We start from the raw sequence: 25,576 nt of genomic DNA on the forward strand, positions 1-25,576 counted from the left end.
GGCCGGTGCCGGGGCTAGGCGCCCGGGCCGGGCTCCACCGCCACGTCGCGCGCGTGCAGGGGGGCGTGGCACTCCGAGCAGACGACCAGGGGGTCGAACGTGTGGCCGCACACCGTATGCCGGTGCAGCAAGGGCCGGCCTTCCTCGCCGGACATGTGTACATCACCCCAGTGCACGATGGCCATGACCACGGGATGCAGGTCCAGCCCCTTGGGCGTGAGGCGGTACTCGTGCCGTACCGGCGCCTCCTGGTAGGCCACTTTATTGAGCACGCCTGCCTCGACCAGCCTGGCCAGCCTGTCCGACAGCATGGGGCGTGAAATGCCCAGGCGCCCCAGGAATTCATCAAAACGGCGTACGCCCAGAAAGCAGTCGCGCAGCACCAGCAGTGTCCAGCGGTCGCCGATGACCGAGACCGTGCGTGCGATGGAGCAGCGCTCCTCTTCCAGTTCGTTCCATTTCATTGGGCAGTTCCCCGCTTGACGGGTTCTGATTTTAAACCTACCGTGCTTTTAGTTCAAAAAATGAACTGACCAATCATCCACGGAGATCCCATGACCGACAAGAAAGCCATTCTCGTGATCGGCGCTGGCGACGCCACGGGCGGCGCCATCGCCCGGCGTTTTGCGCGCGAAGGCTATATCGCCTGCGTCACGCGCCGCGACGCGGACAAGCTCCAGCCCCTGGTCGAACAGATCCGCGCCGCCGGCGGGCAGGCACATGGTTTTGGCAGCGACGCGCGCAAGGAAGAGGAAATGGTGGCCCTGGTGCAGAAGATCGAGGCCGAGATCGCACCCATCGAGGTCGCCGTCTTCAACATCGGCGCCAACGTGCGCTTCGGCATCACCGAGACCACGGCGCGCGTCTACTTCAAGGTCTGGGAGATGGCCTGCTTCGCCGGCTTCCTGATGGGGCGGGAGGCGGCCAGGGTGATGCTGCCGCGCGGCCGGGGCACCATCATCTTCACGGGCGCCACCGCCAGCCTGCGCGGGCGCGAGGGCTTTGCTGCGTTTGCCGGCGCCAAGCACGGCCTGCGTGCGCTGGCCCAGAGCATGGCGCGCGAGCTCTGGCCCAAGGGCATCCATGTGGCCCACCCCGTGATCGACGGCGCCATCGACACGGAGTTCATCCGGAGCAACTTTCCCGAGCGCTATGCCCTCAAGCAGCAGGACGGCATCCTCAATCCCGACCACATCGCCGACCTCTACTGGCAACTGCACCAGCAGCCGCGCGATGCCTGGACGCATGAAACCGAAATCCGCCCCTGGATGGAGTCCTGGTAGGCCCTTCAGCCATTTGCGTCCCTTCAGCCGCTTCAGCCCCTTCGCTTCGATGTTCCATCCCATTTGATGCAGGCCGTGCCATGAACCCCAACGTGCAATTCCTCTTCGACTTCGGCAGCCCCAACGCCTATCTCTGCCACCAGGTCATCCCCGCAATCGAGGCGCGCAGCGGCATCCGCTTCGACTATGTGCCGGTCCTGCTGGGCGGCCTGTTCAAGCTGGCCAACAACCGCTCACCGGCCGAGGCGAATGCCGACATTCCCAACAAGCGCGCCTATGAGGCGCTGGAACTGCAGCGCTTCGTGCAACGGCATGGGCTCACGCGCTTCCGGATGAATCCGCACTTTCCCGTCAACACCCTGCAAATCATGCGCGGGGCCGTGGCGGCGCAGGGCCTGGGCTGCTTCGAGCGTTATGTGGATGCGGTGTTCTCCAGCATGTGGGAGAAGGGCTGCAAGATGGACGATGCCCAGGTGATCGGCACCGAGCTGTCCGGGGCGGGCCTGGACGGCCCAGCCCTGATCGCCGCAAGCCAGACGCCCGAAGTCAAGGCCCGGCTGCTGGCAAATACCGAGCAGGCCTTCCACCGTGGCGCTTTCGGATCGCCCACCTTTTTTGTTGGCGACGAGATCTACTTCGGCAAGGACCGCCTGCGCGACGTGGAGGAACAAGCGCTGCGGGCCTGAAGCCAGCCTCAGGCCGATCGCCCGTCGTAGCGCGTGATGCGCAGTGCCTCGGGGTCCACGCCTTCCAGGCAGCGCACGTTGACGGCCGCCATGTGCCGGCCCTGGGGATCGATGGCCTCGCCGAACGGATGGATGCCGCAGGTCGGGCAGAAGCGGTGCTGGATCAGGTGCCGGTTGAAGGTGTAGGTCCGCATCTGTTCATCGGGCGTCTGCAGCTGCAGCTGTTCCCTGGGAACGAACCACATGAGCGCGCCCTTGCGCGCGCAGATGGAGCAGTTGCAGGCCATGGCCTGGGTGAGTTCGCCTTCCACATCGAAAGCGATGCCGCCGCAGTGGCAGCTGCCGTGGTATTTCATCGGGGTTCTCCGTGGCCACCTCGGGCTGGCGGCACTGCCGTTGATGGTAGGAGTTCATGCTGGCTACGGCAAATTGCTGCAGTGCTACATAAGAGCACGTGGCTTGTAAAGCCTCGGGAAACCCCCCTGCAACAAGGCGTTGCAGGCCACCGGGGGGTGCCTAGAATCGCCAATCCCCTGCGGTTTCCGGGCCACAAGCCAGGATGCGGCGGGAGAGCTTCCACCACCATGGCATTGCTGGCTCCGTTCGTTTGGATGCGAGGCACGCTGAATGTCTCCATCCTGGACTAAAGGGGAGAGCGCATATGGACATACTGCTTCAGCAGGTCATCAACGGATTGGTCCTGGGCAGCATGTACGCCCTGATCGCCCTGGGCTACACCATGGTGTACGGCATCATCCAGCTCATCAACTTCGCCCATGGCGAGGTGCTCATGGTCGGCGCGCTGACCAGCTGGAGCTGCATAGGCCTGATGCAGGAGGCCATGCCCGGTGCGCCGGGCTGGCTGATCCTGCTGCTGGCGACCGTGATCGCCTGCGTGGTGGCCGCGGCACTGAATTTCGTGATCGAGAAAGTGGCCTACCGCCGCCTGCGCAGCAGCCCGCGCCTGGCGCCGCTGATCACGGCCATCGGCGTCTCGCTGCTGCTGCAGACGCTGGCCATGATCATCTGGAAGCCCAACTACAAGGCCTATCCCACGCTGCTGCCGAGCACGCCCTTCGAGATCGGCACGGCGGTGATCACGCCCACCCAGATCCTGGTGCTGGTGGTCACGGCGATCGCGCTGGCATCGCTGACCTATCTGGTCAACTACACCAAGCTCGGGCGCGCCATGCGGGCCACAGCCGAGAATCCGCGCGTGGCGGCATTGATGGGCGTCAAGCCCGACGTGGTGATCTCGGCCACCTTCATCATCGGCGCCGTGCTGGCGGCCATCGCGGGCATCATGTACGCCTCCAACTACGGCACGGCCCACCACACCATGGGCTTTCTGCCGGGGCTCAAGGCCTTCACGGCGGCCGTGTTCGGCGGCATCGGCAACCTGGCCGGCGCCGTGGTCGGCGCCATGCTGCTGGGGCTGATCGAGTCCATAGGCTCGGGCTACATCGGCGACCTCACGGGCGGCGTATTGGGCAGCCACTACACCGACATCTTCGCCTTCATCGTGCTCATCATCATCCTGACGCTGCGCCCCTCGGGCCTGCTGGGTGAGCGTGTGGCCGACCGCGCCTGAGGAGACCCGCATGAACAGCAAGAAGACCGTGCAATGGATTCTGGGCGGCCTGGCGCTGATGGTGCTGCCGCTGGTGCTGCAGTACTTCGGCAATGCCTGGGTGCGCATCGCCGACCTGGCCCTGCTCTATGTGCTGCTGGCACTGGGCCTGAACGTGGTGGTGGGCTATGCAGGCCTGCTGGACCTGGGCTACGTGGCGTTCTATGCCGTGGGCGCCTACATGTTCGCGCTGATGGCCTCGCCGCATCTGGCGGAGACCTTCGAGGGCTTTGCCGCCATGTTCCCTGATGGGCTGCATACCTCCATCTGGCTGGTGATACCGCTGGCGGCGCTGCTGGCGGGCATCACGGGAATACTGCTGGGCATCCCGGTGCTCAAGCTGCGCGGGGACTACCTGGCCATCGTCACGCTGGGCTTCGGCGAGATCATCCGCATCTTCATGAACAACCTGGACCAGCCGGTCAACATCACCAACGGGCCCAAGGGCATAGGCCAGATCGACTCGGTGAAGATTCTGGGCCTGGACCTGGCCAAGCGCCAGGAGATCTTCGGCTACGACATCAGCTCGGTCACGCTGTACTACTACCTGTTCCTCTTCCTGGTGCTCGTCAGCATCGTGATCTGCTGGCGCCTGCAGGACTCGCGCATCGGCCGCGCCTGGATGGCCATCCGCGAGGACGAGATCGCCGCCAAGGCCATGGGCATCAACACGCGCAACATGAAGCTGCTGGCCTTCGGCATGGGCGCTTCCTTCGGTGGTGTCTCGGGCGCCATGTTCGCGGCCTTCCAGGGCTTCGTCTCGCCCGAGTCGTTCAGCCTCATGGAGTCCATCATGATCGTGGCCATGGTGGTGCTCGGCGGCCTGGGCCATCTGCCGGGCGTGATCCTGGGGGCGGTGCTGCTGTCGGCCCTGCCCGAGGTGCTGCGCTATGTGGCCGGTCCCTTGCAGCAGATGACCGATGGGCGGCTTGACGCCTCCATCCTGCGCCAGTTGCTGATCGCGCTGGCCATGATCGTCATCATGCTGATGCGTCCGCGTGGCCTGTGGCCGTCGCCCGAGCATGGCAAGAACCTGCCGCACCAGTCCTGAGCATGGAGACAACGCAGATGGCGAACACGGCAGACAACGGCTCCACCTCCCCGGTGCTCAGGGTTTCGGGCATTTCCAAGCGCTTTGGCGGACTGCAGGCCCTGTCCGATGTGGGCATGACCATTGGCCGGGGCCAGGTCTACGGCCTGATCGGCCCCAACGGCGCGGGCAAGACCACTTTCTTCAACGTGATCACGGGCCTGTACACGCCCGACAGCGGCAGCTTCGAGCTGGCCGGCAAGGCCTACGAGCCCTCGGCCGTGCACAAGGTGGCCAAGGCCGGCATTGCGCGCACCTTCCAGAACATCCGGCTGTTTGCCGAGATGACGGCGCTGGAGAACGTGATGGTCGGGCGCCATGTGCGCACGCATTCGGGCCTGATCGGCGCGGTGTTCCGCACGCCAGGCTTCAAGGCCGAGGAAGCCGCGATACGCGAGCGGGCCCGCGAACTGCTGGACTACGTGGGGATTTCCAAATACGCCGACTTCAAGGCCCGCACGCTGAGCTACGGCGACCAGCGCCGCCTGGAGATCGCGCGGGCGCTGGCCACCGACCCGCAACTGATCGCGCTGGACGAGCCTGCCGCCGGCATGAACGCCACCGAGAAAGTGCAGCTGCGCGAGCTGATCGACCGCATCCGCCGGGACCAGCGCACCATCTTGCTGATCGAACACGACGTGAAGCTGGTCATGGGCCTGTGCGATCGCGTCACCGTGCTGGACTACGGCAAGCCCATCGCCGAAGGCACGCCGGCCGAGGTGCAGAAGAACGACAAGGTGATCGAAGCCTATCTGGGCACCGGAGGACACTGAACCATGGGTGAGCAAGTGCAAGACAAGGGCGTGTCCGCGCCGGTGCTGTTGAAGGTCCAGGGACTGAAGGTGGCCTATGGGGGCATACAGGCCGTCAAGGGCGTGGACTTCGAGGTCCGCCAGGGCGAGCTGGTCTCGCTGATCGGCTCCAACGGTGCGGGCAAGACCACGACCATGAAGGCCGTCACGCGCAGCCTGCAGATGGCGGATGGCGACGTGCACTACCTGGGCCGCAGCATCCGCAACGTGGGCGCCTGGGATCTGGTGGCCCAGGGCCTGGTCATGGTGCCGGAGGGGCGCGGCGTGTTCGCGCGCATGACCATCACCGAGAACCTGCTCATGGGCGCCTACACGCGCAACGACAAGGCCGGCATTGCCGCCGACATCGAGCGCATGTTCGGCATCTTCCCGCGCCTGAAGGAGCGCCGCGACCAGCTGGCCGGCACCATGTCGGGTGGCGAGCAGCAGATGCTGGCCATGGCGCGCGCGCTGATGAGCCAGCCCAAGGTGCTGCTGCTGGACGAGCCCTCCATGGGCCTGTCGCCCATCATGGTGGACAAGATCTTCGAGGTGGTGCGCGATGTGCATGCGTTGGGCGTGACGCTGGTGCTGGTCGAGCAGAACGCCAGCCGTGCGCTGGCGCTGGCCGATCGCGGCTATGTGATGGAGTCCGGCCTGATCACCATGACCGGGCCAGGCCAGACCCTGCTCAGCGATCCGCGCGTGCGGGCCGCCTACCTGGGCGAGTGAACTCCGGGGCAGCCGCCTGCGCAGAGGTTGCTGGAATGTCCCGTGCCATCGACGGGATATGGCAAAAATATGACGATTTGATGAAGATTCATCGAATGCCCATCGATGCGGGATGTTGCGTATCTGTGCGATGAAGCAGGTTTTTCAAGAAAATTCGCGCAAAAAAGCAATTTTTGGAAAGTAATCGAAAAACCGGCTTCTGGCGCTGCGGGCGCGATAATTCAGGCCTTCCAGCACCCGGGCGCACCTCACATGAACTGGCTCCAACACATCCCCGTCGGGCTGCAGACCGTGGTCCTGCTGGCCATGAGCAATGTCTTCATGACGTTTGCCTGGTATGGGCACCTGAAGAACCACGCCTCGTCGCCCTGGTACGTGGCAGCCCTTGTCAGCTGGGGCATTGCGCTGTTCGAGTACCTGCTGCAGGTGCCCGCCAACCGCATAGGCCACACGCAGTTCAGCGTGGCGCAGCTCAAGATCATCCAGGAGGTGATCACGCTGTCGGTGTTCGCGCCTTTTGCCGTGCTCTACCTGAACCAGCCCCTCAAATGGGACTTCCTCTGGGCCGGCCTGTGCATGGTGGGCGCGGTGTATTTTATTTTTCGCAGCGGCTGACAAGGCGGCGCGCCGGCGCGCAAAAACGCGCTTGGGACTCAAGAGTACACTTCGCCCCGTTCAAGCCGGGAAGCCATGCCAAGCATCCGCAATGTGACGCAGTGAGTCGCCTGGTTCCCACTTTTCCCGGTAAGGAGCATTCATGCTTTTTGGCAAACTATTGCCACGCGAAGGCAATTTCTTCGAGATGTTCAACCAGCATGCCGACCGCATCGTCGATGCCGCGCATGCCTTCTCGCAGCTTGTCGCCAACTACAACGATCCTCATCTTCGCGAGAAGTACAACGAGGACGTGAACAACGCCGAGCGTGCCGCCGACCGCGTGACGCATGACGTCACCAAGGCGCTGCACAAGACCTTCATCACGCCGCTGGACCGCGAGCAGATCCACTCGCTGATCAACACCATGGACGACGTGGCCGACCTGATCCAGGACTCGGCCGAGACCATGGCGCTGTACGACGTGCGCCACATGACGGATGAGATCACGCGCCTGACCGACCTGTGCGTGCGCTGCTGCGAGCGGCTGCGCGATGCGGTCAAGCTGCTGTCGCGCATCTCCGATCCATCGGTGGTGGACGCGGCGATGAAGACCTGCGAGGAAATCGACCGCCTCGAATCGGACGCCGACCGCGTGATGCGCTCGGCCATGAGCAAGCTGTTCCGCGAAGAGCCCGATGTGCGCGAAGTCATCAAGCTCAAGGCCATCTACGAGCTGCTGGAGACGGTGACCGACCGCTGCGAGGACGTGGCCAACCTGATCGAGGGCATCGTCCTCGAGAATTCCTGAGCCCTCGCGGAGTCGTTTCGTTATGGAATCCGTACAAGCGGCCCTGTGGGTCGTGATCCTGCTGGTGGTGCTGGCCTTGCTGTTCGACTTCATGAACGGCTTCCACGATGCTGCCAACTCGATCGCCACCGTGGTCTCCACGGGCGTGCTCAAGCCCACGCAGGCCGTGGCCTTCGCGGCCTTCTTCAACGTGGTGGCGGTCTTTGTCTTTCACCTCAGCGTGGCGGCCACCGTGGGCAAGGGGATCGTCCAGCCCGGCATCGTGGACACGCACGTGGTCTTCGGCGCCCTGGTCGGCGCCATTGCCTGGAACGTGATCACCTGGCACTACGGCATCCCCAGCAGCTCCTCGCATGCGCTGATCGGCGGCATCGTGGGCGCCGTGATCGCCAAGGCTGGCGCGGGCGCACTGATCGCCAGCGGCATCTGGAAGACCGTGGCCTTCATCTTCGTCTCGCCGCTGCTGGGCTACCTGCTGGGCTCGCTGATGATGGTGCTGGTGGCCTGGATCTGCCGCCGCGCCGCTCCCAACCGGGTGGACCGCTGGTTCCGCCGGCTGCAGCTGGTCTCCGCCGGCGCCTACAGCCTGGGCCACGGCGGCAATGATGCGCAAAAGACCATCGGCATCATCTGGCTGCTGCTGATCGCCACCGGCTATGCCAATGCCGGCGACGCGGAGCCGCCGCTGTGGACCATCGTCAGCTGCTACCTGGCCATCGGCCTGGGCACCATGTTCGGCGGATGGCGCATCGTCAAGACCATGGGCCAGAAGATCACCAAGCTCAAGCCCGTGGGAGGCTTCTGCGCAGAAAGCGGCGGCGCGCTGACGCTGTTCTTCGCGACCTTCCTGGGCGTGCCGGTCTCGACCACGCACACCATCACGGGCGCCATCGTCGGCGTGGGCTCCACCCAGCGCGCCAGCGCCGTGCGCTGGGGCGTGGCGGGCAACATCGTCTGGGCCTGGGTGCTGACGATCCCTGCCAGCGCCTTCGTGGCTTCCATTGCCTACTGGATCAGTCTCCAGCTGTACTGAGCCAAGGCAAGTGCCTCCACCCAAAAAGAAAGACCGCCATTGGCGGTCTTTCTTTTTGGGTGGAGGCACGCGCTGGCGCACCACAGCGAAAACTTCACTGCGAAATCTTGCGCGCTTCCTCCACCTGGTGCTCGAAGTAGTGCTGGAAGCTGTAGGCAATGCTGGCCATGAGCACGGCGGCGCCCAGCATCAGGGACAGCGCAATGGCAAAGATGGTTGACCAGCCCGTGCGCCCGGCCTGCGCCTGCACGTCAATGCCGGGGTTGTGGCGCCGGTTCCAGGCTTCGGTGTCGGTCAGCCCGTAGAGGATGGCGCGCAGCGCGCAGCCGGCGATGGTGAAGCCCAGCAGCGGAATCAGCAGCCAGCTGAGCTGGTCGTCCTGCCCCAGTTGCTGGACGCGCTCGATGCCGTACACGCCCAGCGCCGTGGGCACGGGCAGCAGCCAGCCCAGCCAGTCGCCGAAGCCATGCAGATAGAAGCGGTGCAGCCCCAGCGGCCCGCCGACGAAGGCCAGCCAGGTCGTCAGGGTCTTGCTTTTGGAGCGCGCAGCCCCCTGCTGTGCTTGAGCGGGCTGAGGCAAAGGCGTGCTGGGTCGGTTCATGCGCCCATTATTCGGGCGAACTGCGGTTGCCGTCTCCCAGGGTCTTCTCCATGAGAACGATGTCCAGCCAGCGGCCGAACTTCCATCCCATGGAGCTCAGCGTGCCCGCCGGGGTGAAGCCCGCGGCGCGGTGCACGCCGATGGAGCCGGCATTGGCCGAGTCACCGATCACCGCCAGCAGCTTGCGCACGCCGGCCGCCTCGCATTCGCGCGACAGCGCATCGAGCAGCAGGCGGCCCACGCCCTGGCCGCGCGCCGCGTCATGCACGTAGATGGAATCCTCGGCGGAGAAGCGATAGGCCGGGCGCGGCTTGAACCAGTTGGCGTAGGCAAAGCCCAGCACCTGGCCCTGTTCGTCCACGGCGACCAGATAGGGCAGGCCCTTGGCCAGCACGTCCGCGCGGCGCGTGGCCATGTCCGATTCGGCAGGGGGATCGGTCTCGAACGTGCCCGTGCCGTGCAGCACGTGGTGGCGGTAAATGGAGGTGATGGCGGCGAGATCGCCGTCCAGGCTTGAGCGAATGGTAGGCATGGAAAGGGAAGTTGGATATAATCGCTGGTTTTACGGCGTGTCGCTGGCCGGGTGGCCATGTCGCGTGTCTCAAACGCCGCAAAACATGTGCAGCCATTCATTGTCTAGTTAATTGTGTGGTGGCTGCGCCCACCCGAAGGAAAATCATGGTCGTCATTCGACTCTCTCGCGGCGGTTCCAAGGCCCGTCCGTTCTACAACATCGTTGCCGCCGACAAGCGCGTGCGTCGCGATGGTTCGTTCATCGAACGCCTGGGCTTCTACAACCCCAACGCCCGTGGCGGCGAAGAGGGTCTGCGCGTTGCTCTGGACCGCGTGAACTACTGGAAGGGCGTTGGCGCGCAGGCTTCCGAGACCGCAGAGCGCCTGATCAAGCAGGCCACCCAGAAGACTGCTGCCTAATTCAGCATCCCTTCTGAAATCGGGTTCCGTTGGCTTGTCTGACGGAGCCCTTTTTTGTTTTCCCCTCTGGATCGCCTTGCAGGGATCTGCAACGATCTGCATTGACTGTCCATCTACTGCCTACCGACTGCCATGAGCCACATGCCTGAACTCGAAGCCAGCGTCCTGCCCGCCGATGCCGTGGAGGTCGGGCGCATCGCCGATGCCTGGGGCATCAAGGGCTGGTTCAAGGTGGCCGCCTTCAGTGCCGACCCCGAGGCCCTGTTCACCGCAAAGCAGTGGTATCTGCAGCCCCCCGAGAAGGGTGCGCGGCAGTTCACCGGTACGGTGCTGCTGCCGGTCAAGCAGGCGCGCGTCCACTCCGATTCCGTCGTCGCCACATCGCCTGTCGTGAACGACCGCAATACCGCCGAGGCCCTGCGTGGCGCGCGCATCTTCGTGGCGCGCAGCGATTTCCCGCAGCCCGAAGATGGCGAGTATTACTGGGTCGATCTGCTGGGCCTGTCCGTGGTCAACCGCGAGGGCGTGGCCCTGGGCGTCGTCCGCGACCTGCTGTCCACCGGCCCGCAGACCGTGCTGGTGCTGGCCTATGAAGAGGATGGCAAGGAGCGCGAGCGCATGATTCCCTTTGTCGATGCCTATGTGGACAAGGTGGATCTGCCGGGCAAGACCATCGTTGCCGACTGGCAGCCCGACTATTGATCGCCGACCTCCATGCGCTTCGACATCATCACGCTGTTCCCTGAGCTGTTCACGCCGTTTCTTGAAAGCGGCGTCACGCGCCGTGCCTATGCCTCGGGCCAGGTCGGCGTGCACCTGTGGAATCCGCGCGACCATGCCCAGGGCAACTACCGGCGCGTGGACGATCGCCCCTTTGGCGGCGGTCCGGGCATGGTGATGATGGCCGAGCCGCTGCAGCGCTGCCTGGAGGCGGCCCGGCAGGCGCGCCGCGAGGCCGGCGAGCCCGGGCCGGCTCCCGTGGTGCTGTTCTCGCCGATCGGCACCACGCTGCGCCATGCCGTGGTGGCCGACTGGGCGCAGGGGCAGGGCGCAATCTTGCTGTGCGGCCGCTACGAGGGCCTGGACCAGCGCTTCATCGATACCCATGTCACGCACCAGTTGAGCCTGGGCGACTTCGTGCTGTCTGGCGGCGAGATCGCTGCCATGGCCCTGCTGGATGCCGTCGCGCGGCTGCAGCCCGGCGTGCTCAATGACGAAGGCAGTTTCCAGCAGGACAGCTTCAATCCGGCGCTCGACGGCCTGCTCGATTGCCCGCACTACACCCGCCCCGAAGTCTGGGAAGGGCGGGAAGTGCCGGCGCCACTGTTGTCCGGCCACCACGCGCAGATCGAGCGCTGGCGCCGTGACCAGCGCCTGTCCATCACGGCCAGGCACCGGCCCGAGCTGATAGAGCAGGCGCGCGTCCAGGGCCTGCTCAACGCCAAGGACGAGGGGTTTTTGGCAAAAAACGTCTCCGGGCTATAATCCGCGATTCTTCGATCCTCTATCCGGCCGCTGCTACGAACAAAGCAGCCATGGCGCCAATCCCGGCGCTTGCCAATCCTGGCGCGGACAAGATCGATTGGATGTTGACCATGAATCTGATCCAGATCCTCGAGCAAGAGGAAATCGCCCGTCTGAACAAGACCATCCCCCAGTTCGCCCCCGGTGACACCGTCATCGTGAGCGTGAACGTGGTCGAAGGCAGCCGCAAGCGCGTGCAGGCTTACGAAGGCGTGGTGATCGCCAAGCGCAACCGTGGCCTGAACAGCGGCTTCACCGTGCGCAAGATCTCCAGCGGTGAAGGCGTGGAGCGTACGTTCCAGACCTACTCGCCCCTGATCGCCGGCATCGAAGTCAAGCGTCGCGGTGATGTGCGTCGTGCCAAGCTGTACTACCTGCGCGAGCGCAGCGGCAAGTCGGCCCGCATCAAGGAAAAGCTGCCGTCGCGTGTCAAGGTTTCTGCCGAAGCCTAAGCACCTGCGTCACAGCTGGAAAGCCGCTACAGTCGCCTGTAGCGGCTTTTTTGTTGTCCGGCCGTTTCCCATCACAAGCCTTCATTCGTGTCCTCTCTGCCCGATACCGCCATTCCCGTGCCGACCGGCGGGCCAGTGCCCGCAGCCGTGCCGTCGATCGCCGACCCGCGCATGGCGCAACTGATTGGCAAGGACAGCCACCTGCCTGCCGTGCCCCCCGAAGCCCGCACGCCCGAGGCCCTGCGCCAGCGCTTTGCGCTGCCGCCCCAGTGGGCTCCCGAGGTGGTGCGCGAGAAGCGCTTCAGCGATCGCCAGCCCACCGATGCCGCCGTGCTCGTGCCTATCGTGATGCGCCCCGAGCCCACGGTGCTGCTGACCGAGCGCACGGCCCACCTGTCCACGCATTCGGGACAGGTGGCATTTCCGGGCGGCAAGCGCGATCCGGAGGATGCCTCTGCCCAGGCCACGGCCCTGCGCGAGGCGCATGAGGAAGTCGGACTGGCCGCCAGCGATGTGCAAGTGCTGGGCACGCTGCCCATCTACATCACGGGCACGGCCTTCCTGATCACGCCGGTGGTGGCCCTGGTCGATCCCCGGGCGCACCTCAATCCCAATCCCTACGAAGTGGCGGATGTGTTCGAGGTGCCGCTGGCCTTCCTGCTCGATCCTGCCAATCATGAGCGCCACTCCATGGTCTGGAACGGCGTGCCGCGCGAATGGTTTGCAATGCCCTACCAGGATGGTGATCGCCAGCGCTACATCTGGGGCGCCACGGCCGGCATGCTGCGAAATCTTTACCGATTCCTGTCGGCCTGATGCCCGGATCGCGGGCCGTGCCACCCCGGGGTCACTGACCTGTCTGCATGCGCCAGTATGATGGCCGGATGAGTTTCTTTGCCATTCTGATCGCCTTGCTGATCGAGCAGGCGCGCCCGTTGACGCCGGCCAATCTCGTGCACACAGGCTACAGGGCCTGGACGGTTTCGGTGCGCCGCAACTTCGATGCCGGCCAGGCGCACCATGGCTGGCTGGCCTGGACCGTGGCGGTGGCATTGCCCTGCGTGCTGGTGACGGGCATCTACCTGCTGCTGCTGTGGGGCGTGGGCTGGCCGCTGGCCATGGTCTGGAATGTGGCCGTGCTCTATGTGACGCTGGGCTTTCGCCAGTTCAGCCACCACTTCACACGCATCCGCGATGCGCTGGATGCAGGCGATGAGTATGCCGCGCGCGAGGCGCTGGCTCACTGGCAGCAGGTCGATGCCAGCGAGGTGCCGCGCAGCGAGGTCGTGCGCCATGTGATCGAGTACTCGGTGCTGGCCGCGCATCGCCATGTGTTTGGCGTTCTGTTCTGGTTCTCTGCGCTGGCAGCGCTGGGGCTGGGTCCGCTCGGCGCCGTGTTCTACCGCATGACCGAGCACCTGTCGCGCTCCTGGTCGCGCAAGGGCCTGGTGGGCGGCACCCAGGTCAGTCCCCAGTTGCAGCACACCTCCCGGCTGGCCTGGACCGTGATCGACTGGTTGCCTGCACGGTTGACGGCGCTGTCCTTTGCCGTGGTCGGCAGCTTCGAGGAAGCCATCGAAGGCTGGCGCTTCCATGCCCAGCGCTTTCCCAACGACAACGATGGCGTGATCCTGGCCGCCACCTCGGGTGCCATCAATGTGCGCCTGGGCGGCGAGGCACTCAAGCGCCGCGAAGGCATCTCGGTGACCCGCGACGACGGCGAGGAGATCGATCTCGATGTGGACAGCGAAGCCACGCCGGGCCGCGAGCCCGAGATCGGCCATCTGCGCAGCGTGGTCGGCCTGGTCTGGCGTTCGGTCGTGGTCTGGCTGCTGCTGCTGGCCCTGCTGTCGCTGGCGCGTTTGCTGGGCTGATCGCTGCGCCGCAGAAGGCGAGCCCTGCCTGTCTTGCCAGGCAGCAGCCCGCCCTTCCTGATGCAGCCGGGTCGTTGTTTTGAGGAGGTCAGTACTTCTGCGCCTGGCTCAATTCATCGAACAGCTCGGCGTAGATGTAGTAGCGGTTGGCGCTGATGTCGTGGTCGGCATCCATTCCGGTTTCCTCGTCTTCCACGCGCGGCATGACGGCGCATCCCGGCTCGTGCAGGTGGGTGCAGTTGTAGAACTTGCATTCCTGCGCATGGGCGCCGATGTCGGGCATGCAGCGGGGCAGGTCCGTGGGCTCTATGTGGCGCAGGCCGAATTCCTGGAAGCCCGGTGAGTCGATCAGCGCCGTGGTGCGCTCTTCGTCCATCCAGTACCAACTGGTCGTGGTGGTCGTGTGCTTGCCGGAGTTCAGCGCCTGCGAGATCTCGTTGGTGGCCGCGCGTGCGCCGGGCACCAGCAGGTTGATCAAGGTGCTTTTGCCCGAGCCGGAGGGGCCCAGGACCAAGGTGGCCTTGCCCTTGAGGTGTTGCATCAGCAACTGCCGGTCGGCCTCGCCTTCGTTGGCCAGCGACAGCGACAGCACCTCGTAGTGCGGCGTTTCCTGGCCCAGGTACATCTCGCGATAGGGCTTCAGGCGCTCCCAGGCATCGGCGAAGGGCTCGGCCAGGTCACGCTTGTTCAGGGCGATCAGGGGCTTGATGTGGGTGGCTTCGGCGGTGATGAGGGCACGGGCCAGCTGGCTTTCGGAGAACACCGGCTCGGCCGCGATCAGGATCAGCACCTGGTCGATGTTGGCCGCAAAGGACTTGGTGCGTATTTCGTCCTGGCGGTAGAACAGGTTGCGCCGTTCCAGCACCTTCTCTATGGTGCCTTCCTCGCCCTGGCCGGCGGGTGGCAATTGCCAGCGCACGCGGTCGCCGACCACGGTCTGGCTCTTCTTGCCGCGCGGATGGCAGATGTGGCGTGCGCCTTCTTCGGTCTCGACCACGCAGTGGCGGCCATGGCTGGAGACGACCAGGCCTTCTCGCAATGCGGAGCGCTCAGCCATGGGATGCCAGGATGGGATTCATGGACGCTCCAGCAGCGCGTCGATGCGCCTTGCGCACTCGATGTCGGTAGACGAGATGCCGTTCACGTCATGCGTGTTCAGGCGCACGCCGCAACGGCCGTAGCTCACGGTCAGGTCGGGGTGGTGGTCCTGCTGGTGGGCGATCAGGGCCAGCGCGTTCACGAAGGCCATGGTCTCGTAGTAATTGGCAAAGGCGTAGCTCTTGGCGATGGCATCGCCATCGAGCTGCCATCCCGGCAGGTCCGCCAGTGCGGTGCGCAATTCGTCCGGCGTCAGCGCGCGGCGCTGCTGGGTGGACCAGTCCTGTTGTTGCAAGCGTTGTGTGCTCATGGTGGATGTGAAAGGTTCAGGTCGGAGAAGGCATGCGCGCCAGCCGGGCGAGGGCGGGCGGATGCGAGTAGTAAAAGCCCACGTACCAGGGATCGGGCGTGAGCGTTGAAGCATTGTCCTCGTACAGCTTGAGCAGTGCCGAGGCCAGATGGGCGCCGCTGGCCTGTTGCATGGCATAGGCATCGGCTTCGAACTCGTCGCGGCGCGACAGGGCCGAGAACAGCGGGGTGACAAAGAAGCTGAATACCGGCACGGCCAGCAGGAACAGCAGCAGTGCCACGGCCTCGTTGCCGGCGCCTATTCCGCCATGGCCCAGCGTAAGGTCCAGACCCGGGCGCACGCCCAGGCCCAGGTAGAACCACAGCTGCTGCGACAGCCAGCCCAGCAGTGCGAAGCCGGCCAGGCTGGCGGCGAACATCAGCAGCATGCGCTTGAGGATGTGGCGGTGCTTGAAGTGGCCCAGCTCGTGCGCGAGCACGGCCTCCACCTCGTCGGCGTCGAGCTGCTTGAGCAAGGTGTCGAAGAACACCACGCGCTTGGAATGGCCGAAGCCCGTGAAATAGGCATTGGCATGGGCCGAGCGCCGGCTGCCATCCATCACGAACAGCCCTTTGGCCGTGAAGCCGCAGCGCTGCATCAGCGCGCTCACGCGCTCCTTGAGCGTGCCTTCGGCCAGCGGTTCGAACTTGTTGAACAGCGGTGCGATGAAGGTCGGAAAGATCCACATCAGCAGCAGGTTGAACGCCGTCCACACGGCCCAGGCCCACAGCCACCACAGGTCGCCGGCCGAGCCCATGAGCCACAGGATCAGGGCCGCCAGGGGAAGGCCGATGGCCGCGCCCATGGCGGTGGACTTGATGGCATCGGTCAGCCACAGCCGCAGCGTCATCTGGTTGAATCCAAAGCGCTGCTCCAGCACAAAGGTCTGGTAGAGCGACAGCGGCAGCTCCACCAGCCCGGAGATCAGGGCAAAGCCGGCCAGCAGTGCCAGTTGCTGCCACAGGCCGGCGCCCATCAGTTCCAGCAGCCACTGGTTGAGCGCGTCGAGCCCGCCCAGCAGCGTCCATGCGAGCAGCACCACGGCGCCCAGCGTCATCTCGATCAGGGCGATGCGGGCCTTGGCCAGCGTGTAGTCGGCGGCCTTTTGATGGGCCGCGAGGCTGATGCGTTGCGCAAAGGCCTCAGGCACCTCGGCCCGATGGCGTGCCACATGGCGGACCTGGCGCGAGGCCAGCCAGGCGCGCAGCAGCCACTGGGCCAGCACGGCTGCGGCAAACAGCAGGGACAGCGTCGAGGAAAAATCGGGGTTGAAGGCCATGTGGCCGCAGTGTAGGCGACAATTTGGGCCATGTCCGAAGCCTCCGAAGCCGCCAGCGCTTGCATTCCCGTCCCCGCCGAACCCGGCACGTCCATCACCCTGGCCAAATCCGATCTCAACCTCGTCTGGCTCGACTGCGAGATGACCGGGCTGCAGCCCGATACCGATCGCATCATCGAGATCGCCGTGGTCGTCACCAGTCCGGACCTGGCCATTCGCATCGAAGGGCCGGTATTTGCCATCCATCAGGCAGATGCGCTACTCGATGGCATGGATGCCTGGAACAAGGGCACACATGGCAGGAGCGGCCTGATCGATCGCGTCAAGGCATCGACCATCAGCGAGGCCGATGCGGAGGCTGCGCTGATCAAGTTCCTCTCGCAGTACGTTCCCAAGGCCAAGGCTCCGCTGTGCGGCAACAGCATCGGGCAGGACAGGCGCTTCATGGAGCGCTACATGCCCAAGCTCAACAACTTCTTCCACTACCGCAATGTCGATGTCAGCACCCTCAAGGAACTGGCCAGACGCTGGAAGCCCGACGCCTATGCGTCCTTCAAGAAGGCCCAGCGCCACACGGCACTGGCCGATGTGCACGAGTCCATCGATGAGCTGGCGCACTACCGTGCGCGCCTGCTGAGCGTCTGAATCTGGCGGCCCCGGCCATTTTTTGTGCCAGGGGCTTGCGGGAAAACCCGGGGAGTGCGACAATCTACAGCTTGCCCCCATCAACAAGGGGCAATTTGCACATCTCCATCACACAAGGGCCCCTGCGCTGTGTGTCTGCGGTCGGTGTCCATAGACCACCATGAAGGCTTTCATGGATGGCGGGACCACCGGTTTCGGACCAGCCGAAAATGCCCATCCGCCCTTTTGCGAAGGGCCGGTTAAGTCTGACGGTGGATGTTGACCCAACCGTCGAGAAAAGCGTGCCAGATCGCTGACTGCGCGTGCTTTTCGTTAGAGCCATTCATGAACGATATCTCTCAAGAGCAGGGCATCATTGCCGCTGCCGATTCCTCTTTTGCTTCCGCCGCTGAAGCATCTTCCGTGCTGAACGCCGCCGTTGCCAGCGCCGAGCAGGCCGCCGAATCCCTGGCCGCTGCCGAAGTCGTGGAAATCACCGAAGGCGCCGAGGCTGTTGAAGCAGCCCCCGAACTGCCCAATGCCTTCATCGAGCTGGGCCTGGCTGAAGAGCTGGTCCGTGCCGTTGCCGATCTGGGCTACACCCAGCCCACGGCAGTGCAGGCGCAAGCCATTCCCCTGGCCATGGGCGGCGATGACCAGGCCTTCATCGACCTGATGGTGTCCAGCCAGACCGGCTCGGGCAAGACCGCTGCCTTCCTGCTGCCCGTGCTGCACACGCTGATCCAGCAAAAGGCTGACGAAGAAGCCGCCATCCGCGCCGAATATGACCGCCAGTGCGCCGAAGCAACGGCCAGCGGCCAGCCCACGCCCAAGCGCAACAAGCGCAAGGACCCCACGAATCCCCGCAACTTCAAGGCAGCCGTTCCCGGCGCCCTGATCCTGTGCCCCACGCGCGAGCTGGCACAGCAGGTGGCGCATGACGCCATCGAGCTGGTCAAGCACTGCCGCGGCATCCGCATTGCCAACGTGGTGGGCGGCATGCCCTACCAGCTGCAGATCGCCAAGCTGCAGAACGCCAACCTCGTGGTGGCCACTCCCGGCCGTCTGCTGGACCTGCAGCGCTCGATGCAGATCAAGCTCGACCAGGTTCAGTTCCTGGTGGTGGACGAAGCCGACCGCATGCTGGACCTGGGCTTCTCGGACGATCTGGCCGAAGTCAACGACCTGACGGCACAGCGCAAGCAGACCATGATGTTCAGCGCCACCTTCGCGCCCCGCATCCAGCAACTGGCCATGCGCGTGATGCATGACGGCGGCTCCGGCGTGAAGAAGGTCACCATCGACACGCCTCAGGAAAAGCACGCCAGCATCAAGCAAGTGCTGTTCTGGGCCGACAACTCCCAGCACAAGCGCAAGCTGCTGGACCACTGGCTGCGCGACACCACGATCAACCAGGCCATCGTTTTCGCATCGACCCAGGTCGAGTGCGACGGTCTGGCCAATGACCTGCAGCAAGACGGCTTCTCCGCCGTGGCACTGCACGGCGCCCTTAGCCAGGGCCTGCGCAATCGCCGCCTGATGGCGCTGCGCAGCGGTCAGGTGCAGGTGCTGGTGGCTACCGATGTGGCGGCACGCGGCATTGACGTGCCCACCATCACCCACGTCTTCAACTACGGCCTGCCCATGAAGGCAGAGGACTACACCCACCGTATCGGCCGCACGGGCCGTGCCGGTCGCGAAGGTGTGGCCGTCACGTTCGCGGAATTCCGTGACCGTCGTCGCATTTTCGATATCGAGGCCTACAGCCGCCAGCAATTCAAGGCCGAAGTGATTCCTGGCCTGGAACCTGCACAGCGCGCACCCAGCAGCAACGAAGGCCGTGGCGGCCGTCGTGGCGGCGGTGGTTTTGAAAGCCGTGGCGGCGATCGCCGTGGTGCCGGCGGCGGTGGCCGTGGTGGTTTCGGTGGTGATCGTGGCTTTGGCGGCGATCGCGAGCGCAGCTTCGGTGATCGCGGTGGCGATCGTGGCTTCGGCGCACGCCGTGATTCCGAAGGCTATGGCCGCAAGGCTGGCTTCGGTGGCTTCGGCGGTGGCCAGCGCGAAGGCGGCTTCGGCCAGGGCCAAGGTCAGCGCGAAGGCGGCTACAGCCAGGCTCCGCGTGAAGGCGGCTACAGCCAGGCCCCGCGCGAAGGCGGCTTTGGCCGTGGCGGTGAAGGCCGTGGCTTCAGCGGCGACCGTGGTGCTCCGCGTGGCGGCGATCGCCGTGACGGCGCTCCCCGCGAAGGCGGCTTCCGTGGTGCATCCGGCGAGTCGCGCGGCTTTGGCGGTGGCGAATCCCGTGGCGGCTTCGGCGGCGGCGAGCGCCGTCCTGCCTTCGGCAAGAGCGCTCCCAAGCCTTACTCGCCCCAGGGCGGTGATCGCAAGCGCGTCGTGCGCTGATCGATCTCGGCATTGCATGCAGACCGGCCCTTCGGGGCCGGTTTTTTTTCGGCCATCTGCGTCCTCGCGTGGTGCGGCCTGTCCTTGATGGTGCAGAACCTGCTGTCTGGCGGGCTCTGTGACTGCCATAATCGCGGCGCGGAGGTGCCCTGTGGAGTCTTTGATCGCGTCCAGTGTGGATTTTGAACACATGTTCGAACTGGCCCCCGTCTCGCTATGGCTGGAGGACTACAGCGCGCTCAAGCGGCTGCTCGACCAGTGGCGTGCACAGGGCGTGACCGATCTGCAGGCGCATTTCCTGGCCCACCCCCAGGCGCTGCAGCAGTGCAGCGCGGCGCTCAAGGTGGTGCGCGTCAACCAGCGCACGCTGGACCTGTTCGGCGCCAGTGACCAGCAGACCTTTCTTGCCAGCCTGGGCCAGGTGTTCCGCGATGACATGCACGCGGGCCTGGCCTGCGAGCTGGAGGATCTGTGGCAGGGCTCTCTGAGCTTTGCCAACCGCACCGCCAACTACACGCTGGACGGGCGGCGGCTTGATGTGCAGATCCGTGGCCGCATCCTGCCCGGTCATGAAGCGCTTTGGGACTGCGTGCTGGTGTCGCTGGAAGACGTGACGGCCGAGATGCGCAGCGCGCGCCAGCTGCACCGCAGCGAACAGTACTCGCGCGACCTGTTCGAGTACTCGCCCGTGTCGCTGTGGGTCGAGGATTTCAGCGCCATCAAGCGCCTGCTCGACGATGTGCGCGCCCAGGGCATCAGCGACTTCGCCACCTTCCTCAAGGTGCACCCGGAATTCGTCTCGCGCTGCATGCAGGAGATTCGCGTCGTGGACGTGAACCGCCAGACGCTGCGCATGTTCGGCGCCACCGACAAGCTGCAACTGCTGAGCCGGCTGGGCCGCATCTTCCGTGACGAGATGATCGACTCCTTTGCCGATCAGTTGCAGGACCTTTGGAGCGGCAAGCTCGTGCAGCACCGCGAAGTGGTGAACTACGCCCTGTCAGGCGACGCTCTGCACATCCACATGCAGCTGGCCGTGCTCGATGGCCATGCCGATGACTGGGGGCTGGTGCTGCTGTCGCTGGTGGACATCACGGCGCGCAAGAAGGCCGAGGCCTACCTCGAATACCTGGGCAAGCACGATGTGCTGACCCAGTTGCGCAATCGCGCCTTCTATATCGAGGAACTCAATCGCCTGGCACGCAAGGGGCCCTGGCCGCTGGCGGTGATTGCCATCGACATGAATGGCCTCAAGGAGGCCAATGACGAGCATGGCCATGCCGCAGGCGACGACATGCTGCGCCGCGTGGGCGAAGTGCTGACCAAGGCCGTGGATGCGCCTGCCTGCGCGGCGCGCATAGGCGGCGACGAATTCATGGTGCTTTTGCCGGCTTCGGACGAGCGCGGCGCCGAGGCGGTCAAGGAGCGCATCCTCTCGCTGCTGGAGCTCAACAACCAGTTCTATCCGGGCCAGGCGGTCAGCCTGTCCATGGGCGTGGCCTGCTGCGATTCGGGCAGCCAGGTCGAGGCCACCGTCTCGCGCGCCGACCAGGCCATGTATGCCGAAAAGGCGCGCTACTACAAGGAAAGAATGCTGGACCGCCGCGCGGGCCGCGCTTAGCGGTCTTGCACCGCAGTGCCTGTCAGGCCTCCGAGGCGTGCCGCCCGATTTCGGGCCAGCGGTGGTGGAGGTAGATCCAGGACGCCAGCCCGATCAGCATCATGCTGATCGAGCCCAGGGCCAGCAGTACGGTCGAATGCATCACCAGCGGTGCAATCATGCCGGCCACGATGCCATTGGCCGTGGAGCCGACCACGGCCTGCAGCGATGAGGCCAGGCCGCGCCGCTCGGGGTGGATGTCCAGCACCAGCAGCGTGACCACGGGCACCATCATGGCCCAGCCGAAGGCGAACACCCCCACGGGAATCAGCGCCCAGCTCACGTGGGCGGGCCAGATCAGGTTGGCGACCAGGTTGACGATGGACACGACGAACATGATCAGAAAGCCATGTCGGATCTGGTGCTTGGGCGGAATGCGCCCGGCCAGACGGCCGCTCACCCATGCGCCGCCCATGATTCCCGAGATCGAGATCACGAAGAACCAGAAGAACTGCTGCGGCTGCAGGTGCAGCAGGTCGCCCAGGAAGGCGGGCGCCGACAGCACATACAGAAACATGCCGTTGAACGGCACGCCGCTGGCAAAGGCCAGCAGCACAAAGCGCGGATCGCTGCACAGCTCCTTGTAGCCGTGCATCAGAGGCTTGAAGCGGAAGGGCTGGCGCTGCGCCTGTGGCAGGGATTCCGGCAGGAATCGCCAGTTGATGCCCCACAGCAGCACGCCCACCAGGGTCAGGAACCAGAACACTGCCGCCCAGCCCAGGTGTATGAACAGCCAGCCGCCCATCACAGGGGCCAGGGCTGGCGCGATGCCAAAGAAGATGGTGATCTGCGCCATCACGCGCTGGGCCTGGGCGGGTGGAAACAGGTCGCGCACCACGGCGCGCGACACCACGATGCCGGCACCCGTGGACAGGCCTTGCAACGCGCGAAACAGCACCAGCTGCGTGATGTTCTGCGACAGCGCACAGCCCGCCGATGTCAGCGTGAATACGGCCAGCCCCCACAGCACCACGGGGCGGCGGCCAAAGCTGTCGGCCATGGCGCCGTGGAAAAGGTTCATGAAGGCAAAGCCGAACAGATAGGCCGACAGCGTCTGCTGCATCTGCAGCGGCGTGGCGTTCAGGGCCTGGGCGATGCCGGAGAAGGCGGGGATGTAGGTATCGATCGAGAACGGCCCCAGCATGCCCAGGATGGCAAGCAGGACGGCCAGGGCCCAGCGCGGGCCCTGCCAGAGCGGGGAAACATTTTGTGGCATGCAGGCGAGGCGGTTGTGCGTTGCGGGAGACCGCAGGCGCAGAAAAAGGCCGCGCGCCCTTGCGCCTGCGGCAGGGTGACACTGTAGCGGCTTGGCTGGAATCCGGTGTGACGGATGGCTTGGCGAATGACCTGGGCGATGGAATGGTTCGATAGTTTGTATCTAAATGATGTAAATATCGATAGAATTTATCTTTTTCGCCAGCATGCACAGGTCCGCCGCGGGGGTGGATGGCATGGTTCTGGGTGCTTTCGCCAAGGATCTTTCATGACTGTTTCTCGCCGCACGTTGATATCGGCTCTGGCCCCGGCTGCGTTGCAACTGACTGCCGGCGCTGCCTGGTCCAAGGGCCGTCGACTGCAGCTGTCGGCGGCCTATGGCGATGGCATCTTCCACACGCAGAACCTGCGCAACTTCGCGGCGCGCGTGGGTGCCGATACCCAGCAGGCGCTGGAGATCGATGTGGTGTCCAACTCTGCGCTCAAGCCCATGGCGCAGGTGCTTCCTGCGCTCAAGCGCAATGAAATCCAGTTCGGCGAAGTTCTCATGTCGTCCTATGTGGATATCCATCCGCTTCTGGCCATGGACTCGCTGCCTTTCATCGTGCGTGGCTTTGACGAGGCTGCGCACCTGTGGCAACTGACCCGTCCCGTGCTGCAGGAGTTTTTGCTGGCTCAGCAGGGTGTGCGCCTGCTGTTTGCCGTGCCTTGGCCGGCGCAGGGCCTGTTCTGCCGGCGCCCGGTCAACAGCATCGTGGATCTCAGGGGGCTCAGGCTGCGGGTGCAAAGCGATGCGACCAAGCGGCTGGCGGAACTCTGGGGAGCGCAGCCGGTGGTGCTCGCGGCCGGTGATCTTGGCATGGTGCTGGAGCAGGGAGGTATTGACGCCATGGTTTCATCCAGTGCCACCGGCGTCGACAGCCAGGCTTGGAAGACCATGAAGGTGTTTCTGGACATCAAGGCCTGGATTCCCAAGAACATGTTGTGCGTCAGCGAACTTGCCTGGAAGGGCTTTGCCGAGCCGGAACGCCAGGCCATCAGCCGCGCCGCCGCGCTGGCCGAGAAAGAAGGCTGGGCGCTGGCCCAGCAGGCCGATGAGCTGGGCAAGAAGGTTCTTGTCGACAACAAGATGTCCGTGGCCGCGCCATCGGCGGACCTGCGCCGCATGCTGGATTTGATGGGGGAGCGCTTTGGCCGGGAGTGGGTGGCCAAGGCTGGCAGCAGCAATATGTCTGTGCTGATGGAATACAACAAGAAAAGGCACTGAGCGCTGTCGCGCCGAGTGCCTTGTTCTGGGTATTGGTGGTGGGCCCTGAGTGATTCGAACACTCGACCAACGGATTAAGAGTCCGCTGCTCTACCAGCTGAGCTAAGAGCCCACGTATTTCTGCGTGGATGCCTGATGAGATCAGGCAAAAAAATTCTTGGTGGGCCCTGAGTGATTCGAACACTCGACCAACGGATTAAGAGTCCGCTGCTCTACCAGCTGAGCTAAGAGCCCCCTCGGGTATTCCGAAGGAATCAGCCTGGATGAATCCAGGCTGAAAAGGAATTTTTGGTGGGCCCTGAGTGATTCGAACACTCGACCAACGGATTAAGAGTCCGCTGCTCTACCAGCTGAGCTAAGAGCCCCAAAAACAAGTCTGCGCTGCAAACGAGACCGCAATTATGCGGCATTTTTTGTGCGCTTGCAGGAAGACGCGCCAAATTTTTAGTTCATGGCCTGGTGGCACTGAGCCGGGCCCGCGTGCCGCCCGGTGCGCAGCCGCAAAAAAAGGCGGCCGATGCCGCCTTTGGGGTGCTGGCGCGCAGCGCGCTTACATCAGCAGATGTTCGCCTGCGTTGTCACCGCCCAGGATCACGTAGTTGACCTTGCGGATGTCCATCAGCTTCTTGCCGCCGGAGTAGCTGATCGAGCTTTGCACGTCCTGCTCCATCTCGATCAGGGTGTTGGCCAGAAGGCCCTTGACGGGTTCGAGGATGCGCTTGCCCTCCACGTGCTTGTACTCGCCCTTGTTGAAGTCCGAGGCCGAGCCGTAGTACTCCTTGAAGCGTTGGCCGTTTTCCTCGACGGTCTGGCCCGGCGATTCCTCGTGGCCCGCGAACAGCGAGCCGATCATCACCATGGTGGCGCCAAAGCGCACGCTCTTGGCGATGTCGCCGTGGCTGCGGATGCCGCCATCGGCAATGATGGGCTTGGTCGCCACGCGCGCGCACCACTTGAGCGCCGACAGCTGCCAGCCGCCCGTGCCAAAGCCCGTCTTGAGCTTGGTGATGCAGACCTTGCCGGGGCCGATGCCGACCTTGGTGGCGTCAGCGCCCCAGTTCTCCAGGTCGATCACGGCTTCGGGCGTGCCCACGTTGCCGGCGATCACGAAGGACTTGGGCAGCTTTTCCTTGAGGTAGCCGATCATGTTCTTCACGCTGTCGGCATGGCCGTGGGCGATGTCGATGGTGATGTATTCGGGGCACAGGCCTTCGGCGACGAAGCGGTCCACGGTGTCGTAGTCGGGCTTCTTGACGCCCAGCGAAATGGAGGCGAAGCAGCCCTTGCCCTGCATCTCACGCACGAACTGCACGTTGTCCAGGTCAAAGCGGTGCATCACGTAGAAGTAGCCGTTCTGGGCCAGCCAGGTGCAGATGCTCTCATCCACCACCGTCTTCATGTTGGCCGGCACGGCCGGGATGCGGAAGGACCGACCGCCCAGCTCCACGCTGGCATCACACTCCGAGCGGCTTTCCACGCGGCACTTGCGCGGCAGCAGCAGGATGTTGTCGTAGTCGAAGATTTCCATTTGATTCCAAGCTCCATGAAAGGTCGCGGCAGGAACATCCCTCCGCGATGGGGCGCTTGGCTTGGAGGCCGGTCTTGCGGGCGGCGCGGGCGGGCCGCGTCGCCAGGGCGGCTGTGGCCCGG

At 64.6% G+C, this 25,576-nt stretch carries 28 protein-coding genes and 3 tRNA genes; 19 read left to right on the plus strand and 12 right to left on the minus strand.

All coding sequences use genetic code 11. The annotated features are described in order from the left end of the window. Positions 1-14 precede the first annotated feature (14 nt). The gene (locus DELCS14_RS06285; RefSeq protein ID WP_013800920.1) at positions 15-464 is read right to left on the minus strand and encodes a helix-turn-helix domain-containing protein; all 450 of its coding nucleotides are present in this window, start codon (positions 462-464) and stop codon (positions 15-17) included. 90 nt (positions 465-554) lie between these two features. Here DELCS14_RS06285 and DELCS14_RS06290 point away from each other — a divergent pair, with 90 nt between their 5' ends. Then, positions 555-1,283, plus strand: a complete 729-nt coding sequence (locus DELCS14_RS06290; protein WP_013800921.1) for an SDR family oxidoreductase — start codon at positions 555-557, stop codon at positions 1,281-1,283. A gap of 80 nt (positions 1,284-1,363) precedes the next feature. Further along, entirely contained in the window at positions 1,364-1,969 is a 606-nt protein-coding gene (locus tag DELCS14_RS06295) for a 2-hydroxychromene-2-carboxylate isomerase (protein ID WP_013800922.1), read from the plus strand. 8 nt (positions 1,970-1,977) lie between these two features. Here the strand turns inward: DELCS14_RS06295 and DELCS14_RS06300 are convergent, their stop codons facing one another. Further along, entirely contained in the window at positions 1,978-2,325 is a 348-nt protein-coding gene (locus tag DELCS14_RS06300) for a GFA family protein (protein ID WP_013800923.1), read from the minus strand. A gap of 305 nt (positions 2,326-2,630) precedes the next feature. Here DELCS14_RS06300 and DELCS14_RS06305 point away from each other — a divergent pair, with 305 nt between their 5' ends. The 7 genes from DELCS14_RS06305 (at position 2,631) to DELCS14_RS06335 (ending at position 8,650) form a co-directional block, all read left to right on the plus strand. Further along, a complete protein-coding gene (locus DELCS14_RS06305; RefSeq protein ID WP_012207152.1) occupies positions 2,631-3,560 on the plus strand; it encodes a branched-chain amino acid ABC transporter permease in 930 nt (309 codons plus the stop codon). 10 nt (positions 3,561-3,570) lie between these two features. After that, entirely contained in the window at positions 3,571-4,650 is a 1,080-nt protein-coding gene (locus tag DELCS14_RS06310; RefSeq protein WP_013800924.1) for an ABC transporter ATP-binding protein, read from the plus strand. Between the two features lie 17 nt (positions 4,651-4,667). Beyond that, complete coding sequence (locus DELCS14_RS06315) at positions 4,668-5,462, plus strand: ABC transporter ATP-binding protein (RefSeq protein ID WP_013800925.1); 795 nt, start codon at positions 4,668-4,670, stop codon at positions 5,460-5,462. Between the two features lie 3 nt (positions 5,463-5,465). Beyond that, a complete protein-coding gene (locus tag DELCS14_RS06320) occupies positions 5,466-6,212 on the plus strand; it encodes an ABC transporter ATP-binding protein (RefSeq protein ID WP_012207149.1) in 747 nt (248 codons plus the stop codon). Between the two features lie 252 nt (positions 6,213-6,464). Further along, positions 6,465-6,827 carry a DMT family protein gene (locus tag DELCS14_RS06325; RefSeq protein ID WP_012207148.1) on the plus strand — a complete coding sequence of 121 codons (363 nt, stop codon included), beginning with the start codon at positions 6,465-6,467 and terminating at the stop codon, positions 6,825-6,827. Between the two features lie 142 nt (positions 6,828-6,969). Further along, positions 6,970-7,617, plus strand: a complete 648-nt coding sequence (locus DELCS14_RS06330) for a DUF47 domain-containing protein (protein ID WP_013800926.1) — start codon at positions 6,970-6,972, stop codon at positions 7,615-7,617. A 22-nt stretch (positions 7,618-7,639) separates the two neighbouring features. Beyond that, complete coding sequence (locus DELCS14_RS06335; RefSeq protein ID WP_012207146.1) at positions 7,640-8,650, plus strand: inorganic phosphate transporter; 1,011 nt, start codon at positions 7,640-7,642, stop codon at positions 8,648-8,650. A gap of 94 nt (positions 8,651-8,744) precedes the next feature. Here the strand turns inward: DELCS14_RS06335 and DELCS14_RS06340 are convergent, their stop codons facing one another. After that, positions 8,745-9,251 (minus strand): NINE protein, encoded by a 507-nt coding sequence (locus DELCS14_RS06340; protein ID WP_012207145.1) that lies wholly within the window; start codon positions 9,249-9,251, stop codon positions 8,745-8,747. Positions 9,252-9,258: 7 nt separating this feature from the next. Continuing rightward, positions 9,259-9,783 carry a GNAT family N-acetyltransferase gene (locus DELCS14_RS06345; protein ID WP_013800927.1) on the minus strand — a complete coding sequence of 175 codons (525 nt, stop codon included), beginning with the start codon at positions 9,781-9,783 and terminating at the stop codon, positions 9,259-9,261. A gap of 146 nt (positions 9,784-9,929) precedes the next feature. Here DELCS14_RS06345 and rpsP point away from each other — a divergent pair, with 146 nt between their 5' ends. The 6 genes from rpsP (at position 9,930) to DELCS14_RS06375 (ending at position 14,034) form a co-directional block, all read left to right on the plus strand. Beyond that, a complete protein-coding gene (gene rpsP, locus DELCS14_RS06350) occupies positions 9,930-10,184 on the plus strand; it encodes a 30S ribosomal protein S16 (protein ID WP_012207143.1) in 255 nt (84 codons plus the stop codon). A gap of 132 nt (positions 10,185-10,316) precedes the next feature. Beyond that, positions 10,317-10,886 carry a ribosome maturation factor RimM gene (gene rimM, locus DELCS14_RS06355; RefSeq protein WP_013800928.1) on the plus strand — a complete coding sequence of 190 codons (570 nt, stop codon included), beginning with the start codon at positions 10,317-10,319 and terminating at the stop codon, positions 10,884-10,886. Between the two features lie 12 nt (positions 10,887-10,898). Next, a complete protein-coding gene (trmD, locus tag DELCS14_RS06360) occupies positions 10,899-11,669 on the plus strand; it encodes a tRNA (guanosine(37)-N1)-methyltransferase TrmD (protein ID WP_013800929.1) in 771 nt (256 codons plus the stop codon). A 110-nt stretch (positions 11,670-11,779) separates the two neighbouring features. Then, positions 11,780-12,160 carry a 50S ribosomal protein L19 gene (rplS, locus tag DELCS14_RS06365; protein WP_013800930.1) on the plus strand — a complete coding sequence of 127 codons (381 nt, stop codon included), beginning with the start codon at positions 11,780-11,782 and terminating at the stop codon, positions 12,158-12,160. Positions 12,161-12,247: 87 nt separating this feature from the next. Further along, positions 12,248-12,976, plus strand: a complete 729-nt coding sequence (locus tag DELCS14_RS06370) for a CoA pyrophosphatase (RefSeq protein ID WP_012207139.1) — start codon at positions 12,248-12,250, stop codon at positions 12,974-12,976. A gap of 68 nt (positions 12,977-13,044) precedes the next feature. After that, a complete protein-coding gene (locus tag DELCS14_RS06375) occupies positions 13,045-14,034 on the plus strand; it encodes a CobD/CbiB family protein (RefSeq protein WP_034398910.1) in 990 nt (329 codons plus the stop codon). Between the two features lie 88 nt (positions 14,035-14,122). Here DELCS14_RS06375 and rsgA read toward each other — a convergent pair whose 3' ends face one another. The 3 genes from rsgA to DELCS14_RS06390 are packed head-to-tail and all read right to left on the minus strand — an operon-like array spanning position 14,123 to position 16,760. Further along, complete coding sequence (gene rsgA / locus DELCS14_RS06380; RefSeq protein ID WP_013800931.1) at positions 14,123-15,091, minus strand: ribosome small subunit-dependent GTPase A; 969 nt, start codon at positions 15,089-15,091, stop codon at positions 14,123-14,125. A gap of 18 nt (positions 15,092-15,109) precedes the next feature. Next, on the minus strand, positions 15,110-15,442 hold the full coding sequence (locus DELCS14_RS06385) for a 4a-hydroxytetrahydrobiopterin dehydratase (protein WP_013800932.1): 333 nt from the start codon (positions 15,440-15,442) through the stop codon (positions 15,110-15,112). Between the two features lie 16 nt (positions 15,443-15,458). Then, the gene (locus DELCS14_RS06390; protein ID WP_013800933.1) at positions 15,459-16,760 is read right to left on the minus strand and encodes a M48 family metallopeptidase; all 1,302 of its coding nucleotides are present in this window, start codon (positions 16,758-16,760) and stop codon (positions 15,459-15,461) included. Positions 16,761-16,790: 30 nt separating this feature from the next. Between DELCS14_RS06390 and orn the strand changes: the two genes are divergently transcribed. The 3 genes from orn (at position 16,791) to DELCS14_RS06405 (ending at position 21,405) form a co-directional block, all read left to right on the plus strand. Beyond that, positions 16,791-17,405 carry an oligoribonuclease gene (gene orn, locus DELCS14_RS06395; RefSeq protein ID WP_013800934.1) on the plus strand — a complete coding sequence of 205 codons (615 nt, stop codon included), beginning with the start codon at positions 16,791-16,793 and terminating at the stop codon, positions 17,403-17,405. Positions 17,406-17,729: 324 nt separating this feature from the next. Then, positions 17,730-19,784 (plus strand): DEAD/DEAH box helicase, encoded by a 2,055-nt coding sequence (locus DELCS14_RS06400; protein ID WP_013800935.1) that lies wholly within the window; start codon positions 17,730-17,732, stop codon positions 19,782-19,784. Between the two features lie 151 nt (positions 19,785-19,935). Beyond that, positions 19,936-21,405, plus strand: a complete 1,470-nt coding sequence (locus DELCS14_RS06405) for a sensor domain-containing diguanylate cyclase (protein WP_330873353.1) — start codon at positions 19,936-19,938, stop codon at positions 21,403-21,405. 22 nt (positions 21,406-21,427) lie between these two features. Here the strand turns inward: DELCS14_RS06405 and DELCS14_RS06410 are convergent, their stop codons facing one another. Continuing rightward, the gene (locus DELCS14_RS06410; RefSeq protein WP_013800937.1) at positions 21,428-22,660 is read right to left on the minus strand and encodes a multidrug effflux MFS transporter; all 1,233 of its coding nucleotides are present in this window, start codon (positions 22,658-22,660) and stop codon (positions 21,428-21,430) included. Positions 22,661-22,786: 126 nt separating this feature from the next. Here DELCS14_RS06410 and DELCS14_RS06415 point away from each other — a divergent pair, with 126 nt between their 5' ends. Next, positions 22,787-23,926, plus strand: coding sequence for a TRAP transporter substrate-binding protein (locus DELCS14_RS06415; protein ID WP_228676856.1), 1,140 nt, complete (start codon positions 22,787-22,789; stop codon positions 23,924-23,926). Positions 23,927-23,962: 36 nt separating this feature from the next. On the opposite strand, the gene DELCS14_RS06420 is transcribed toward DELCS14_RS06415, so the two are convergent. The 4 genes from DELCS14_RS06420 to DELCS14_RS06435 all read right to left on the minus strand — a co-directional run bounded on the left by DELCS14_RS06420 (position 23,963) and on the right by DELCS14_RS06435 (position 25,454). Then, positions 23,963-24,038: transfer RNA gene (locus tag DELCS14_RS06420), tRNA-Lys, on the minus strand. 46 nt (positions 24,039-24,084) lie between these two features. Further along, positions 24,085-24,160 (minus strand) — tRNA-Lys (locus DELCS14_RS06425). A 55-nt stretch (positions 24,161-24,215) separates the two neighbouring features. Next, positions 24,216-24,291, minus strand: a tRNA-Lys gene (locus tag DELCS14_RS06430). 185 nt (positions 24,292-24,476) lie between these two features. Continuing rightward, positions 24,477-25,454: a GMP reductase gene (locus DELCS14_RS06435; RefSeq protein ID WP_013800939.1), complete on the minus strand. Its 978-nt coding sequence runs from the start codon at positions 25,452-25,454 to the stop codon at positions 24,477-24,479. Between the last annotated feature and the right edge of the window lie 122 nt (positions 25,455-25,576).

Origin of the sequence: Delftia sp. Cs1-4 (genome assembly GCF_000214395.1) — a bacterium.
Lineage (GTDB): Bacteria > Pseudomonadota > Gammaproteobacteria > Burkholderiales > Burkholderiaceae_C > Comamonas > Comamonas acidovorans.